At 70.7% G+C, this 15670-nt stretch carries 11 protein-coding genes; 6 read left to right on the top strand and 5 right to left on the bottom strand.

Annotation, left to right across the window (positions count from 1 at the left end):
• The first annotated feature begins 208 nt into the window (after positions 1–208).
• The 4 genes from ACGFIE_RS17070 to ACGFIE_RS17055 all read left to right on the top strand — a co-directional run bounded on the left by ACGFIE_RS17070 (position 209) and on the right by ACGFIE_RS17055 (position 5380).
• Positions 209–1135, top strand: coding sequence for a hypothetical protein (locus tag ACGFIE_RS17070; RefSeq protein ID WP_393295536.1), 927 nt, complete (start codon positions 209–211; stop codon positions 1133–1135).
• A gap of 19 nt (positions 1136–1154) precedes the next feature.
• Entirely contained in the window at positions 1155–2909 is a 1755-nt protein-coding gene (locus ACGFIE_RS17065; RefSeq protein ID WP_393295533.1) for a hypothetical protein, read from the top strand.
• A 10-nt stretch (positions 2910–2919) separates the two neighbouring features.
• Positions 2920–3279 carry a hypothetical protein gene (locus tag ACGFIE_RS17060; protein ID WP_393295530.1) on the top strand — a complete coding sequence of 120 codons (360 nt, stop codon included), beginning with the start codon at positions 2920–2922 and terminating at the stop codon, positions 3277–3279.
• Between the two features lie 622 nt (positions 3280–3901).
• On the top strand, positions 3902–5380 hold the full coding sequence (locus tag ACGFIE_RS17055; RefSeq protein WP_393295527.1) for an arabinofuranosidase catalytic domain-containing protein: 1479 nt from the start codon (positions 3902–3904) through the stop codon (positions 5378–5380).
• Between the two features lie 158 nt (positions 5381–5538).
• Here the strand turns inward: ACGFIE_RS17055 and ACGFIE_RS17050 are convergent, their stop codons facing one another.
• On the bottom strand, positions 5539–7950 hold the full coding sequence (locus tag ACGFIE_RS17050) for a ricin-type beta-trefoil lectin domain protein (protein ID WP_393295524.1): 2412 nt from the start codon (positions 7948–7950) through the stop codon (positions 5539–5541).
• 261 nt (positions 7951–8211) lie between these two features.
• Positions 8212–9519: a cellulose binding domain-containing protein gene (locus tag ACGFIE_RS17045; RefSeq protein ID WP_393295520.1), complete on the bottom strand. Its 1308-nt coding sequence runs from the start codon at positions 9517–9519 to the stop codon at positions 8212–8214.
• Between the two features lie 443 nt (positions 9520–9962).
• Here ACGFIE_RS17045 and ACGFIE_RS17040 point away from each other — a divergent pair, with 443 nt between their 5' ends.
• On the top strand, positions 9963–10532 hold the full coding sequence (locus tag ACGFIE_RS17040; protein WP_393295517.1) for a hypothetical protein: 570 nt from the start codon (positions 9963–9965) through the stop codon (positions 10530–10532).
• On the opposite strand, the gene ACGFIE_RS17035 is transcribed toward ACGFIE_RS17040, so the two are convergent.
• Both ACGFIE_RS17035 and ACGFIE_RS17030 read right to left on the bottom strand, forming a co-directional pair.
• Positions 10498–11292: a phosphatase PAP2 family protein gene (locus ACGFIE_RS17035; RefSeq protein WP_393295514.1), complete on the bottom strand. Its 795-nt coding sequence runs from the start codon at positions 11290–11292 to the stop codon at positions 10498–10500. The two genes, ACGFIE_RS17040 and ACGFIE_RS17035, sit on opposite strands and share 35 nt — an antisense overlap.
• Positions 11293–11373: 81 nt before the next feature.
• Positions 11374–13014 (bottom strand): MDR family MFS transporter, encoded by a 1641-nt coding sequence (locus ACGFIE_RS17030; RefSeq protein WP_393295511.1) that lies wholly within the window; start codon positions 13012–13014, stop codon positions 11374–11376.
• A gap of 177 nt (positions 13015–13191) precedes the next feature.
• Between ACGFIE_RS17030 and ACGFIE_RS17025 the strand changes: the two genes are divergently transcribed.
• Positions 13192–13809: a TetR family transcriptional regulator gene (locus ACGFIE_RS17025; protein ID WP_363682807.1), complete on the top strand. Its 618-nt coding sequence runs from the start codon at positions 13192–13194 to the stop codon at positions 13807–13809.
• Positions 13810–13915: 106 nt separating this feature from the next.
• Here ACGFIE_RS17025 and ACGFIE_RS17020 read toward each other — a convergent pair whose 3' ends face one another.
• Positions 13916–15523, bottom strand: coding sequence for an arabinofuranosidase catalytic domain-containing protein (locus ACGFIE_RS17020; RefSeq protein ID WP_393295508.1), 1608 nt, complete (start codon positions 15521–15523; stop codon positions 13916–13918).
• Positions 15524–15670: the final 147 nt, after the last annotated feature.

Below are 15670 nucleotides of genomic sequence, written 5' to 3'. Positions count from 1 at the left end.
CACCTGCCAACGATGCGGTTCGGCCCTGCCCGGCGCGGCCACCGTGCCGCAGGAGCAGTCTCCGCCCCGCGCGGTCCCCGTCGCGACCGAACCACCCGACGCGGCGCCCCTCGCGACCGAGCCGACGGTCACGCCGCCTCTCACGACGGAACTCCCGGGAGCGTCGCCCGTCGTCGGCGAGGCACCGGGCGCGTCGTCGCGGCCGGGCGTGCCACCCCCGCTGTGGGACCTGCTGGTGTGCGCGCTGCTGTTCGCCGGCTGGGTGCTGGTGCTGCTGCTGGTCGCGCTCGCCCGGGGCGCCGAGGAGCCGTCCGAGGTGCCGGGTCGGCTGGCTTCGTGGCACTACGTGCTCGCCGCGCTCGCTGTCGCCATCTACCTGCTGACGGCCGTCCGGGGTGTACCCGAGTCACCCGGCTATCTGTGGGCGCGCGCCTCCAGTGGCGACGGCCGTGACGGTGACCTGCGACGAGGGCTCCAACTCCTGGTGCCCACGGTGGTGGTGACCGTCGCGGTGGCGCTCGTCGCGGGCATGACCGTGCCGCTGTCCGCGGCCGTCTCCGAGGCGACGTCCACCTCGGCGACCCCGACCGCCGACGAGGGGACGTCCACCGAGACGCCGCCGACGCCCGACCCGGTCCCGACGACGGCTTCCGGCGTGGAGACGCCGACACCGACGGCGAGCGACGATCCGGACGCGCGGCGACGTGCGCAGGCCGAGGTGGTGGACGCCCTGCTGTCGGAGTCGATCGCCTCCCGCGGCGACCTGGCCACCGCCATCGCGGCCGTGGGAGAGTGCCGCGACCTGAACCGGTCGCTCGCTCTGCTGGACGGCGTCACGCGGGAACGCCGCGCCCAACGTGACCAGGCCGGAGCTCTTACCGTCGACGCGCTGGGCGACGGCCCGGCGATGCGGTCCCACCTGGTCTCCGCCTTCACGTACGCCGGGGACGCCGACGCGGCGTTCGCCGCCTGGACGCGACGCTCCATCAGCTCCGGCTGCTCGCTCGACGCCAACTGGCGGCGGGGAAATCAGCTCTCCGAGCAGTCCCAGAAGGCCAAGAACGAATTTCTGCGCCTGTGGAACCCGATCGCCCTCTCGTGCGGGTTGCCCACGCGTACCAGCAAGGAAATCTAGGGAGCTGGGAGATGACGACGTGACGGTGACCGAGGCGCCGCAGACCGACCACTTCGACTTCCCGTCGTACCAGGTGCCCCCGCTGCTGTCCGACACCACACGGCGCCTGTGCGGTGCGGCCTACCTCGACCAGTCGTACGCCGACACGGTGATCAGAGAGGTGATCGAGGACGAGCGGCGTGCCGTCGCGCTCTCGTTCGGCTTCGACCTCAACGCGGTCGTCCGGCACTGCTTCCGGGCACGGCACCGCTACCTGACCCGCGATGCCATGCTGTTCGCCCTGCTCGTCATCGGTGTGGTGACCTCGCTCAGCGCCACTGTAGGTTGGCTGGTGCTCGGATTCACCGTGCTGCTGGCGCGCACTCGGGAGGCGCGCACGCTGTCCCTGCCCGTCCGCTTCCTGTTGTTCGGAACGCTGATCACCATCGTGGTGTGCAGTGGCGGCCTGGCGCTCGTGCTGCCCCTGTTCAGTCTGTCCGACGGCCTCGCGTTCTTCGCCGGCCCCCTGCTGGGCTCCGGCCCCGATCTCAGTGTCGACGCACTGGTCGAGGCGTTGCGGTCCAGGATGACGGCCGGCCTCTTCGGCTTCCTGGCCTGGATGCCACTCCTGCTCGGCGCGGCCACGCTCGCCGTCCTCGTCCGGTTCGAACGTGCCACCCACCAGATCCTGACCGACGAGCTGCGCCCCGGCATCCCACCGGTCCTGCCGACTCTGCCCGACGAACGGGTTGCCCGCCGACTCGACCTGGTGGCCCGTGCCCAGTACGGCAACATCACAGTCCAGGAGGGGGACCCCTTCCTGGGCTGCGGCGCGGCGGAGCACGGCTGGTCGTACGCCATTCCGGTGCGTCCCGCCCTCGGCCGGGCCGCCGGCGCGGATGCCCCGCCGATCGACCAGGCGGAGCTGGGACCGGCGCTCACCGCGCACGTCCGGGCGGCGATCCGGCGGATGCGGGAGGAACCGCTGCCCCGCCCCGTCCGGGTGCCGGGGCTCTCCCTGGTGCCGCACATCGTCGCGGACGGCGTACGCCGGCAGGGTGACCCGCTGCTCGACCCGGCGACCGGGATGCCGCGCAGCCGCGCCTCGGAAGAGGTGATCGACGTGATCGTCCGGCATCCGCAGGGCGGGCTGCGCTACTACGACCGGATCGTCGTCAGCGGCGCCGGGAAGCCGCTGCACACCGCCGACGGGCGGCTCGTACTGCCCGAGCAGGACCTCGGCATCGACATCTCCGCGTTCGTGCACGCCGCCGTCGAGGGCGGGCTGCTCTATGTCGAGTTCGTCACCACAGTGATGTATCCCATCAAGGCCCGGTACGCGCTCGTCGACCGGCTACGCCCCGAGCAGTCGACGGTCCGGATCGCGCGTGACGTGCTGGCGAACATGGTGACCGACTCGGTGCTCAGCGGCTGGAACCTGGTCAAGCGACTGCGGCACGAGCGGGGCATGAAGACCCGGATGGACGACGCTCTCGCCGCGAGCGAGCAGTTCCGGACGCACGACTACGGCGCCCGGGTCAGTGTGCGCCAGCTCGTCGCCGAGCCGGCCGCGGTCAAGCACCTGCAACTGCTCGACGAGTGGAAGTACACAAAGCTCCTGGAGCGGGCCGTGTTGGAGGCGGTCGCCTCGTTCCTGACCGAACGTGGCCTGGACACCGGCGATCTGGTGCAGCGCGCGTCCCAGGTGCAGAACATCTTCGGCAACGTCAACACCATCTTCGGCGGTCAGCAGGCGATGGGCAGCTCCCACGTCACGTTCGAGCAGCACAATTAGGAGGCCCAGGATGGCGGACCCGGATCAGCCACCCCGGTCGGTCGTGTTCCACAACACGATCCTTGGTGGTCAGCAGGCGATGGCGAGCGACAATGCCGTCTTCGTGCAGTACAACGGGACGAAGGACCTCGCCGAGCGGTTCGACGCGCTGCTGCGCACCCTGAAGGAGCGCGTCGCCGACTTCGAGGACCCGGATCGCGCCAGCCGCGAGGTGGCGGCCATCGAGGCGGCCCGTGAGCAGCGGCAGCCGGACCGCACGCCGGTGCTGACCTCGTTGGAGATCCTGGCGGCCCTGGCCACGGTGGGCGGAACGCTTGCCGACGTGATCCGGGGCGCCATCGACATCGTCGCCCAGCACTGGCCACTCTGACCTGCACCGTGAGCAGAGCTGACCGGCCCGGCCGCGCCGAGGGCGCCCGCGTCGGTGCGAGGCACTGCCGGGAGGTGGGCCGACGGCCCGCCGCAGGCGCGGAGCGCCGAGCGCCGCCGACCAGGAAGCAGAGCGGGCAATATACCGATGGACATCTATAGACATGCCATCCTGTTAACGCTAACGTTGCCGACGACCGTCGATATCGGAGCGTAATCTGACCGTCACGAAGGGCCTGTAACCGCTGGTCCCGGCTGTGCGGTCGACATCGTTCGCGGCGTGGGGCGGGTGGATTGCGGCCGGCACGGGACGGCCCGAGATCACCACCGGGCGACTCGCGCCGAGGGCCGGACGATTCCAGGCCATCTTCATCGATCACCTCCGCGTCCCCGGGCAGGACCGTGGGCGGTGACCGGCAACCGTAACGCCGCGTGCAGAACCGTCTGGCCCGCCACCACGCCGTCACCGACGGCGCACCCCGGCGCCGGACGGCCTCGGCGTCGCCGTACGCGGCCGCAGACCGGGCCACGTCCCGCCGTTCCCCCTGCTCAGAGTCCGGGCCCGAGCAGGGGGAACGGGACTGGCCACGCCACATCGTCAACCTCACCGATGAGGAGAGCACGTGCGAATCAGACACCCCCGGCACCGGCGGTCGGCGCTCGTCGTCGGCGCCGCCACACTCGTGCTCGTCGGCGCGGCCCTCACCCAGACCGGCGCTTCGGCCGCCGCCGCCGGATGCCAGATCACCTACTCGGTCAGCTCCCAGTGGCAGGGTGGCTTCGGCGCGAACGTCACAGTCACCAACCTGGGTGACGCCGTCAACGGATGGCGACTCACCTGGAACTTCGCCGCCGGCCAGACCGTCACGCAACTGTGGAACGGCAGCTTCACCCAGGCGGGCGGCGACGTCGCCGTCACCAATGCCCCCTACAACGCCGGCATACCCACGAACGGCAGCACGAGCTTCGGCTTCAACGGCAGTTGGACCGGCAGCAACCCCGTGCCGACCTCCTTCGCCCTGAACGGCGTCACCTGTACGGGAGACATGGGCCCAACGACACCGCCACCCACCACGCCGCCGCCCACCACACCGCCACCCACGACGCCGCCGCCCAGCACACCGCCGCCCACCACACCGCCGCCGAGCACGACCCTGCCCTGTGACATCTACACGGCCGGTGGCACGCCCTGCGTCGCGGCGCACAGCACCACCCGCGCCCTGTACGCCTCCTACAACGGCTCGCTCTACCAGGTACGTCGATCCTCGGACAACAGCACCCGCACCATCGGGGTGATCGGCACCGGAGGACGGGCCAACTCCGCCACCCAGGACAGCTTCTGCGCGAACACCACGTGCGTGATCACGATGATCTACGACCAGTCCGGGCGGGGCAACAACCTCGGTTACCAGGGCGCGGGCGGCATCGGGGGCGCCGTACAGCCCGCGGTCGCGACGCGGGAGTCGTTGACTGTCGGCGGCAACAGGGTCTACTCGCTCTACATCAACGGCAACAGCAGCTACTGGCGCGACGGGCACCTGACCGGCGTCCCGACCGGGGCCGCGCCGGAGGGCATGTACATGGTGACCAGCGGCACCCACGTCAACAGCGGCTGCTGCTTCGACTACGGCAACAGCGAGACCACCCGTCGGGCCGACGGCCGGGGCACCATGGACGCCATCTACTTCGGCACGAGCTGCTGGTTCGGCGGCTGCTCCGGCAGCGGTCCCTGGGTGCAGGCCGACCTGGAGTGGGGTCTGTTCCCCGGTGGCAGCAGTTCGTGGAACCCGAACCAGCGGGCGTTCACCAGCAAGTTCGTCACCGCCACGCTCAAGAACAACGGCACGACGCGCTTCGCCATCAAGGGCAGCAACGCCCAGTCCGGCAACCTCTACACGCTGTGGGACGGCTCGCTGCCGTCGGGATACAACCCGATGAGGAAGCAGGGTGCGATCATCCTGGGCAGCGGTGGTGACTGCTGCATCGACAACTCCAACCAGAGTGTCGGCACCTTCTACGAGGGCGCGATGGTGGCGGGCTACCCGTCCGACGCGACCGAGAACGCGGTGCAGGCGAACATCGTCGCCGCCGGCTACCGCTGAGGCTCCGCGGCCACCCGCCGGGCGGCGGGGGCCGCGACCAGGTCCGCTACGCCGCGTGGCCCGGCTCGGGAACGATCCCGAGCCGGGCCACTGGTGCGTTCAGGCCGTGCGCCGCGAGCGCGCCCCACCCGCCACCATCGACGAGATGGGGTACGCCCTCAGCTTCGCGTCCACTTCTGGCTGTTGCTGCCGTTGCAGGTGGCGAGGACCACCTGGGTGCCGTTGGCCGTACCGGCCGCGTTCGGTGCGAGGCAGAGGCCGGACTGCACCCCGGTGATCGTTCCGTCGGTGTTGACGTTCCACTGCTGGTTGGCACCGCCGTTGCAGTCCCAGATGATCACCCGGGTGCCCGAGGTCGTCCCGGCGCTCTCGGCGTCCAGGCACTTCGAGCCGTACACCTGGAGTTGTTTGCCGGCGGTCGACGACCACTGCTGGTTGGCGCCGGCGTTGCAGTCCCACAACGCCACCTGGGTGCCGTTCGTCTGCGACTGCGACGGGACGTCCAGGCACCTACCGGCGCCTGTGTTGCGCAGCGCCGCCGTCGTGCCGCCGCCCGCACCGGCGACGACGTTCAGGTTGTCGAACTGCGCGGTCTGGCCCTGGCTGGTCCCGAAACCGACCAGACCCGCGGAGTACGCGGAGTCGGTGGCCGTGCCGACCGTCGCACCGTCGACGGTGGCGGTGATGGTGCTGCCGGAGAAGCCGAGAGCGAGGGTGTGCCACCGGTTGGTGCCGAGGGCGGCGACGCTGCCACTGCGCAGGGTGGTGAGCTGGTTGCTGGTGCTGTTGCGCAGGATCGACCAGGCCCCGCCGTCGGTGACGCGCAGGAAGTAGGCGTTCTGGGCGCTGACCGGGTCCAGGGTCTGGTTGCCGACCCGCCCCTCCAGCTGGACGTAGCCGGACTTCTCCAGCATGACGTCGGCCGAGACCGTGTAGTTGTTCCAGTTCAGGTTGCCGCCGTACGTGCTGGGGTCGGCCAGGGTCTTCCAGGTGATCGGCGCCATCGGGGACGCCTGGCGCAAGCACATGCCCGTCCGGCCGCCGCCGCACGTCGCGGTCTCGAACGCGCCCTGGTTGTCCTGCAGGTACTTCGCCAGCTTGCCGGCCGGGTAGCTCTCGAAGGTGTCGCTGTAGGGCAGACCGAGCTGGCCCTGCGCCGGGCTGGTCGCGGTGCCCTTGCCGGCGCCGGTCGTGGTGGTGATGGTGTAGATGCGACCGGGCTGCACGGTCAGCGAGTACGCGCCGCCGGACGGCGTGATGTCGGCGCCGCGCACGAAGTGCTCGGAGGTGTTGGAGGAGTTCAGGTTGGTCGACCACACGTGCACCGCCGACGTGGACAGGCCGCCGGTGACGTTGAGGTTCAGCGTCTGCGCGGCGGTCGCGTCCATGGTCTCGATGACAGTGGTGTAGTCGGAGTTGTTCGTCGACTTCAGCGACACGTAACTGCCGTTGTTGCGGACGCCGCCGAGATAGCCGCTGGACGAGTCGAGGTACTTCCAGCCGGGCGCGGTGAACTGAGTGGTGTGCGCGACGGTCCAGGTGTTCTTGCCGACGGCGTACCAGCCCGACCAGGGCTGGTTGGCGAGCATCAGCCCGACCGTGGCCCAGGGGATGTTCGGGGTTGTCGCGGCGATCAGGTTCCAGTTGATGTACGCGGTCATCTTCCCGTCGAGGTAGCCCCGGTTGATGCCCCGCGCCAACGGCTTGGCGCCGTCGTTGTAGTCCTGTGAACCGCCCTCGCTGTTCCAGAGCGTCTCGCCGGTGGCTGTCGCGTTGGCCGACACCGTGCAGGTCGTCTGCGCGGCCAGGTAGCCGCACGGGTAGTGACCACCGATGACGTCGATCGCGTTGCGCAGCGCCGCGTTGTTCACGGCCACGTTTGCCGGGTTCCAACTGCCCGGGTAGTCGTCGCCGAAGATGAGCTTGACGTTGCCGTAGCCGTTGTTGTTGAGCGCGCTACGCAGGCTGATGGTCCAGTTCGCGTCGTACCTGCGCTCGTTCTGGGCGGCGGTGAGGTAGTCGATGGTCAGGTTGTGCTGCCGGGCGCAGCCCAGCCAGGACAGGTGGTAGTCGATCGAGTCCTGGGACATGAAGTTGCCGTTGCCGATCCAACCCGGCGCACCCCAGGCCAGCCCGACGAGTTTGATGTTCGGGTTGCGGGCCTTGGCCTGCTCCATGATCCACCACTCGTAACCGCGGTTGCAGTTCAGATCGCCGCGGAAGTGAGAGTGGCTCGGCTCGGACCCGCTCGTGGAGTTGGTGTCGCCGCCGATCTCCACCTTGAGGATCTGCAGGGCTGCGCCGTAGCCGGGCTTGAACAGGTAGTCGAGGATCTGGCCGCGTTGGGGTTCGGGGTAGTCCATCAGCAGGCGGCTGTTGCCGCCGCCGCCGCTGACCGCGCCGACCCCGTCGAACGTACGGCCACCCGACGCTCCGTTGATCGTGATGGAGGTGGCGGCCTGCGCGGGTGTCGTGAGCCCGCCCACCACGCCGCTGGCGGCCAGCACGCTGCCGGCGACCAGGAGCGCGAAGGTTGACGAACGGCGAATCAGACGTGTGATTCCTGGCATGTGAGGTCTCCTTGGAACAGGTGTGGGGTACGGCGGCCCCTGGTCACACCGCCGCCGCCGTCCCGGTTGCGGGATCCGGTGGCCTCGGGGGGGGGGGGGGGGGGGGGGGGGGGCCCCCCCCCCCCCGGGGGGGGGGGGGCGCCCCCCGGGGGGGGGGTGGGGGGGGGGGGGGGGGGGGGGGGGGGGGCGGCGGGCCGCCGCGGCCCCGCCCCCCCCCCCCCCCCCCCCCGCGACGGGTGCGTCAGGCGCCCGCCAGGTGTGTCAGTTGGCGGTGCAGGTGGGGGTCAGGCCGGCGCCGCTTCCGGTGCCCTGGAAACCGAACTCGGCGACCTGGCCGGCGGCGAGCCGCCCGTTGTAGTCCACATTCGAGAAACGCACGGCCCCGGTGCTGCCACTCGCCGTGGCGGACCAGGTGTTGGTGACGCTCGCGCCGCTCGGAAGCGTCATGCCGACCGCCCACCCGTTCGTGCCGGCGGAGCCGGCGGTCACCTTCACCGTGGCCACGAACCCGCCGTTCCACGCGTTCAACGACACCGACGCCGCACACCCGCCGGGAACGGGCGGAGGGGTCGTCGGCGGCGGCGTGGTGGGCGGAGGGGTGGTCGGCGGGGCGGTGGTGGGCGGCGGCGTGGTCGGCGGCGTCGTGCCCTGGAACTGGGCGAAGAACTTCCAGACCTCGCCCTTGGTCCAGGTGGTGATGCCACTCTCGGCGTACGTGCCGTCGACCGGGCCGGGCATGTGGCCGTTGTCGAAGGCCGCCCACTGGACGGGGTATCCGGCGCGGCAGCCGGAGTAGGTGGTGGTGATGTGGCTGCGGCTCCCCGCGGCCGGCTCGCGCGGGCTCTGCGCCGTACACCCGTTGTTGCGGACGAAGGTGTCGCGCAGCGCGCGGCCCTGCGAGATGTTGAGGACGTTGTCGGTGATGCCGTGCAGGCCGAAGTAGGCGATGGGTTGGGTGCCGCCGCTACAGCCGCTGATCTGCGCGCCGCTGAAGACGGCAACGGCGCGGAAGGTGGTGGCGCGGGCGCAGGCGAGGGCGTAGCTCATGCCGCCACCCCAGCTGAAGCCGAGGGCGAAGCGTTGGGTGGTGTCGACGCAGAGGTCGCCTTCGATACGACGGATCATGTCGTCGACGAAGGTGACGTCCTCGCCGCCGGAGTTGCCCCACCCGTTGCCGAAGCCCTGGGGCGCGACCAGGATGGCGGTGTCGTTCGACTGCTCGAGTTGGCCGTAGTAGGACCAGGGTCGTCCGCTGGTGCCTCCGGAGTCGACCTCGGTCGCGGTGCCGCCCCGCCAGTGGAACGCGAAGATCAGCCGGTACGGGTTGGTGTTGTTGTAGTTGCTGGGGATCCGCAGGATGTAGCTGCGGCTCTTGCCGTTGCTCTGGATCGTCTGCGTACCGCTGCGCAGCGTCGGGGCCTTGCCGCAGCCGGCGGTCGCCGCGGCGGTGCCCACGTCCGCGACCGGCGTGGTGGCGCCGAGCCCACCGCTGAGCGCGGTCGCGCCCGCCGCCACGACGAGCAGCGCCGCGAGCGCGATGGGTCCGGAGCTGAACCGATGTCTGAACATTTGACCACTCCCTCTTTCCAGCGGGTCGGTTGGCCGTGGGGCGGGGGTGTCGCACGGTCATCCGCGCGACGACTCCCACGCGGGCGCGCGACGTCCACCGCACGTCACCGGCGGCTGCTGACAAGTCCTGATGCGACGGCCGCCTGCCCTGCGGGACGTCGTGATCGTGAGGGTCGAATCAGCTGGCCCGCCCGGTGGGCCGTGGACGCTGTTCGCCTCGCATCGACTGTGAGCGATAACATGCCGTTCGTCAAGTCGTAACGAATGACGTCTGGCAAGTCGCCGTAGGGACCGTCGATCGCAGCGGGAGGCGCGGCCGGCATGCGCGTTGTTATCGGTAACATGTCGAGCCCGAGGACCTGTCGACGCGGCGCATCCCCGGCGGCGATCGGAGCGGGTGAGCCCCCGCCGCGACACCGACCGACGGCAGGCATCATGTCGGCGTGAACTCAACCCTGGCCGCCCTGCTCGGCTCCGCGATCACCGCCTTCGCATCGCTGTTCGTGGTGTGGGTGCACAGTCGGATCAAGCGGCGCCAGCGGGAGCGGACCGAGCTGCAGCGGGCGTACGTCCTGGTGCTGTCCGGCGCGCTCCGCCTCGCCCACAAGGCCGAGGCGTTGCGACAGACCAGGTACTGGCGATCGGGCCTGCCGGACGCGGGCAACGACCTGCTCGGAGGGCAGCGGCCGCTGGGGCCGATGGTTCTGCACGACTGGCTGGCCCGGGACATGGTCACCGTGGAGGCCGCCTGGTCGGAGATCTGGACCCGCGCGGATCAGGACGGCATCGCGCTGACAAACGGACTCATGACCGCGTTCAACGCGGTACTGGCCGCCGCGCTGCGGACCAGCGGGACCGAGCCGTTCGAGGCGTCCGACGAGATGACGATCGCCGGCCGCCGCCTCGGCGAGGCGCGCCGGCAGCTCGCCCTGCATGCCCGCCGGGTCGCGAACCTGGGCCCGCGAGACGTCGACCTGTTCACCGAGCGCGAGTACGGCTTACCGGTGGGCTGAGATCCCGTTCGCCGTCGCGGATGTGTCGCTCGGCGGGCGTGGGCAGGACCAGGTGGACGACCCCGAGCATCAGCGCCGCCACCACACCGTCGAGCCAGTAGTGGTTGCCGGTGGCCACGACGACCAGCAGGGTGACGAGCGGGTGGGCCACCCACAGCCACCGGAGACGCCCGCGGGTCACCGCGACGAGCGCGACGGCCACGGCCAGCGCCCACCCGACGTGCAGGGACGGCATGGCGGCGTACTGGTTGCTGAGGGTGTCGGTGTCGGGTGGGCCGTAGACGGTGGGCCCGAACAGGCGGCCGGTGTCCACCAGGCCCGTCAGCGCGGTGAGCCGGGGCGGCGCCAACGGGACCAGGAGGTGCAGCGCCAGAGCCCCCGCGGTGAGACAGGCGAGCACGCGACGCGTCCACAGGTAGTGCGCCGGGTGTCGCAGGTACAGCCAGACCAGGGTGAGCACCGTGGCGGGGAAGTGCACGTACGCGTAGTAGCTGTTCGCCAGGTGCGCCACCAGGTCGTACGCGAGCAGCGGATGTTGGACGGCGGACTCGTCGGGCAGGCGCATCAGCCGTTCCAGGTGCCAGATCGACTCGCCGTTGGCCAGTGCGGTCGACACCCGGCCGGCCACCGCCATGCGCGCCATCTTGTAGAGGAGGAACAGCGTGGCGACGAGCAGCAGTTCGCGCGCCGCGCGGCGCAGCGGAGTGGCCCGTCGGCCGGGTGCCAACGGCCGCGGCACCGCCAGCTCGGCGATCTCCATAGGCGCCTCGATTCAGTCACGTCCCCGGGTGGATCGGACCGCCACCGTCGGGAGACGGTGGCGGCCCGCTGTGGTCGGACGTTAGCGCCGGTCGGGTGCCCCCTTCGGGGCGGGGTCGACGGAGACCTGGTCGAACGCGGGCGCCCCGTCGACCGCGTCGGCGCCGACAGCCGTCGACGTGGCGGCGTCCGGCAGGTCGAGGCTGGTCCGCAGGGTGACCGGCCTGAGCAGGAGCGCGGCGATGACGCCGACCACCCCGATGGCGGCGGAGATGAGGAAAATGTGTCCGGTGGCGTCACCGTACGCGGCCCGCACAATGTGCTGGATCCCCTCGGGCAGCGCCGTGATGTTGAGGTTGCTGTCGCCACCGGCGCCGGAGGCGGGGATCCCGGCGGCGGTCAGGTCGCGCGTGATCTGGTCGGTGACCCGGTGGGCGAGGACCGCGCCGAGCACCGAGACACCGATGGTGCCGCCGAGCGACCGGAAGAACGCGACGCTGGAGCTGGCCGCGCCGATGTCCTTGAGGGCCACCGTGTTCTGGACGGCGAGGACGAGGTTCTGCATGGTCATGCCGACGCCGGTGCCGACGATGAACATGGCGACACCGACCAGGACGAGCGACGTCTCGTGGTCGATGGTGCCGAGCAGCGCGAACCCGGCGACCAGGATGATCGAACCGGCGACGATGTACGGCTTGATCCGCCCGGTCCGGGTGATCAGCCGGCCGGCGACGATCGAGGAGCCGAGGACTCCGGCCATCATCGGGATGGTGAGCAGACCAGCCTCCGTCGGGCTGTAGCCGCGGCCGATCTGGAAGTACTGGCCGAGGAAGACCGCGCCGCCGAACATGGCCATGCCGACCGCGAGGCTGCCGAGGATGGCCAACGCGGTGGTGTGCTGGCGCACGATGCCGAGCGGGACGACCGGCTCGGCCGCCCGCGACTCCACCCAGACCGCGAGTGCGAGCAGGAGCAACGCGCCGCCCACCATGGCCACGGTCTGCCAGGAGAGCCAGGCGAACGAGCCGTCGACGAAGGAGATCCAGATCAGTAGCACGCTGACGCCGGCGGCGATCAGGCTCGCACCCAGGTAGTCGATCTTGACGTTCTCCCGCCGCAGCGTCGGCAGGTGCAGGGTCGCCTGGAGCAGGATCAGCGCGATGACGGCGACCGGCACGCCCACGAAGAAGCACCAGCGCCAGCCCAGCCAGGACGTGTCGACGATGAGACCGCCGAGCAGCGGGCCGCCGACGGTCGCGACCGCCATGACTCCGCCGAGGTAGCCGTTGTAGCGCCCCCGCTCACGCGGCGGGATCATGGCCGCGATCGCCACCTGGACGAGGGCCTGCAGGCCGCCGACCCCGATGCCCTGGAACGCCCGGGCCGCGATGAGCTGCCCCGCGCTCTGCGAGAAGCCGGCGATGACCGAGCCCAGCAGGAAGACCACGATGGCGACCTGGATGAGGAGCTTCTTGTTGAACAGGTCGGCCAGCTTGCCCCAGATCGGGGTGGTGGCCGTCGCGGTGAGCAGGGTCGCGGTGACGACCCAGGTGTACTGGTTCTGGGAACCGTTCAACGACCCGATGATCTTTGGCAGCGCGGTCGAGACGACCGTGCTGCTCAACATCGCGACGAAGAGCACCAGCAGCAGACCGCTGAGTGCCTCGAGCGTCTGCCGATGGGTCATCGGCTCGGTGCCGGCAGTGGTGGTGGGTGCGCTCATCGCGCGGCCTCCAGCTTGTCGTGGTTTTCGAGGGCGACGCCGTCAGGGCTACGCGGGGTTTACGCACGGGCGCATTCGCGCACCTGACTTGGTTGCCTCACACAAGCATCTACCGATCTTGCCCAATCGGCAAGTTTGCCCATTGAGAAGGCGATCACTCGACGTACGCTGAGCGCGATGGACGAGATCACCGGCCTGCGGGAGCGCAAGAAGGCCGCCACCCGCCTCGCCCTGCACGAGTCAGCCCTGCGCCTCGCTGCCGAGCAGGGCCCCGACGGCGTGACAGTCGAGGCGATCGCCGACGCCGCCAACGTCTCCCGGCGGACGTTCTCGAACTACTTCTCCAGCAAGGAGGAGGCGCTCTTCCACGGCGACACCGTGCGCCTGCGTCGGCTGTTGCAGTTGGTTCACGAGCGGCCGGACGGCGAGCCGCCGTGGACCGCGCTGAGCCGGGCGGCCGAACAGTTCACCAGGGAATCATCAGATGATCGCGACCACAGCTGGCTGACCCGACGCCGGCAGCTGCGCGGGCACCCCGGACTGGCCGCGCACCAGGTGGCGGCGTACACCGCGATCGAGCGGGAGCTGGCCGCCGAGCTCGCCCATCGGCTCACCGGGACGGCGGTGGCGCTGCGCTCCCGCCTGCTGACCGCGACCTTCCTCGCCGCCCTGCGCGTCGCCATCCAGCACTGGATCGACCACCCGGGCCAGGACCTGCTGGAGATCGTGCGAACCGCGCTCGCCGAGGTCGCTCCCCCGTCGGCCGGCGCCGCGGCGGGCGACCCGACGGCCTGACCGCCGACGGGCAGACGACGCGGCGCGACGACGGCGGGCCCCGTCGCGCCGGCCACCACCGCGCTGGGCGATGGTGGCCGGCGGACGAGGCCCGCCGTCGACAGGATCAGCGGTAGCCGGCGCTCACCACGCTGGCCTGCACCGCGTTCTCGGTCGCGTCGGACGGGTAGCCGGCGACCATGGCCCCCTCGTAGAACGTGCCGGCGCTCAGGTTCGCGCCGCCGTCGGGCTTGCAGCAGTCACCGCCACTGCCCAGGATGATCGCGCCCTGCTTCTTCATCGGGTTGTATCCCGGCGGGAGGGAGCCGTCCCACAGCGTGTAGAGGCCGCCGGACTGGGCGTCGCTGCCCTTCATGGCGAAGCGCGACGTGCCGTTGTTCTTGAGCGTCGCGGTGACGAACTTGCTGGTGAACGCCCGCTGGTTCGGGTTCCACGAGCTGCTGCCACCGGGGAACAGACCCCACTCCAGGTCGGCCTGCACCCAGGGACCGCTGCCCGAGCAGCCGCCGAACCAGCACTGCTTGCCGAAGTTGATGGCGTCCATCGCGCCGGCCGCGTCGGCCTTGCGCGTCGTCTCACTGTTGCCGTAGTCGAAGCAGCAGCCGCTGTTGACGTGGGTACCGCTGGTCACCATGTACATGCCCTCGGGCGCCGCGCCGGTCGGCACGCCGGTCAGGTGCCCGTCGCGCCAGTAGCTGTTGCCGGGGTTGATGTAGAGCGAGTACGCCTTGGCGCCGCCCACCGTCAGGGACTCCGTGGTAGCGGTCGCCGGCCTGCTCTGCGGCGAGCCCGGAACCACGCTGGACCCCTGGTACCAGAGGTCGTTCCCGCGACCGGACTGGTCGAAGACGACGGTGATCACGCAGGTCGTGCCGGAGCAGAACGAGTCCTGCGTCGCCGCGTTGGCGGTGCCGCCCGTGCCGTTCAGCCCGATGTTGCGGGTCGTGTTGTCCGACGAGCGCCGAACCTGGTAGAGGTTGCCGGCGTACGTCGCGTAGAGGGCTCGCGTCGTGCTGTGCGCCGCGACGCACGGGGTGCCGCCCGAGGCGTAGATGTCGCACGGGCGCGCGCCGCTCGGCGGCGGGGTGGTCGGCGGAGTGGTCGTCGGCGGGGTCGTGGTCGGCGGGGTCGTCGGAGAGGCCCACTGCTGGTTGGCGCCGCCGTTACAGGCCCAGAGGATCAGCTTGGTGCCGTTGGCGGTGGCGGCGCCGTTGGCGTCGAGGCACAGCCCGGACTGGACGCCGGTGATGGTGCCGTTGCTGTTGACGTTCCACTGCTGGTTGTTCTGGCCGTTGCAGTCCCAGATGATCGCCGCCGTGCCGTTGGTGGTGCCTCGGCCGGAGGCGTCCAGGCACTTGTTGCCGTACACCGTGAGCTGCTTGCTCGACGTCCAGGTCCAGGTCTGGCCGGCCGCGCCGTTGCAGTCCCACAGTTGGGTCTGGGTGCCGTTGGTGGTGCTGGAGTTGGGGACCTCGACACATCGACCGGACGGGGCGCCGACGATTGTGGTGCTCTGCCCCGGCGCGATGGCGGCGGCCGCCATCGGCGCGGCGGCGGCCTCGGCGGCGGACGATCCGGCGCCGGCCGCCGCACCGACGGTGACGAGGACGAGGACGCCGGCCAGGGCACTGGCCAGGACCGCCAGGCGTGGGAAGCGATGCCTCGGGATGGGATCGCGGGCCGGGCCGGGCCCGGTGGGGGACGGGGTTCGCACGGGGTGCTCCTCGGAGTCGTGGCAGCGCGTGGATGTGCCGACGCCGCGAGTGGTGGTGGCGGGGGCGGCCGAAGCGAGTCGCGGCAATCGTAGGATCATTTTTCGATGAGTGTCAATGAAAGCCCGGTCGGCGAAGTCCGGCGGTGG

The sequence above is a fragment of the Micromonospora sp. NPDC049275 genome (assembly GCF_043197115.1).
GTDB lineage: Bacteria > Actinomycetota > Actinomycetes > Mycobacteriales > Micromonosporaceae > Micromonospora.
This window is presented reverse-complemented; position numbering and strand designations above follow the sequence as displayed.

Excerpts from the sequence above, each read along its gene's own strand:
- ACGFIE_RS17045 (WP_393295520.1), bottom strand. The coding sequence starts at position 9,519 with ATGTTCAGACATCGGTTCAGCTCCGGACCCATCGCGCTCGCGGCGCTG.
- ACGFIE_RS17030 (WP_393295511.1), bottom strand. The coding sequence starts at position 13,014 with ATGAGCGCACCCACCACCACTGCCGGCACCGAGCCGATGACCCATCGG.
- ACGFIE_RS17050 (WP_393295524.1), bottom strand. The coding sequence starts at position 7,950 with ATGCCAGGAATCACACGTCTGATTCGCCGTTCGTCAACCTTCGCGCTC.
- ACGFIE_RS17025 (WP_363682807.1), top strand. The coding sequence starts at position 13,192 with ATGGACGAGATCACCGGCCTGCGGGAGCGCAAGAAGGCCGCCACCCGC.
- ACGFIE_RS17060 (WP_393295530.1), top strand. The coding sequence starts at position 2,920 with ATGGCGGACCCGGATCAGCCACCCCGGTCGGTCGTGTTCCACAACACG.
- ACGFIE_RS17035 (WP_393295514.1), bottom strand. The coding sequence starts at position 11,292 with ATGGAGATCGCCGAGCTGGCGGTGCCGCGGCCGTTGGCACCCGGCCGA.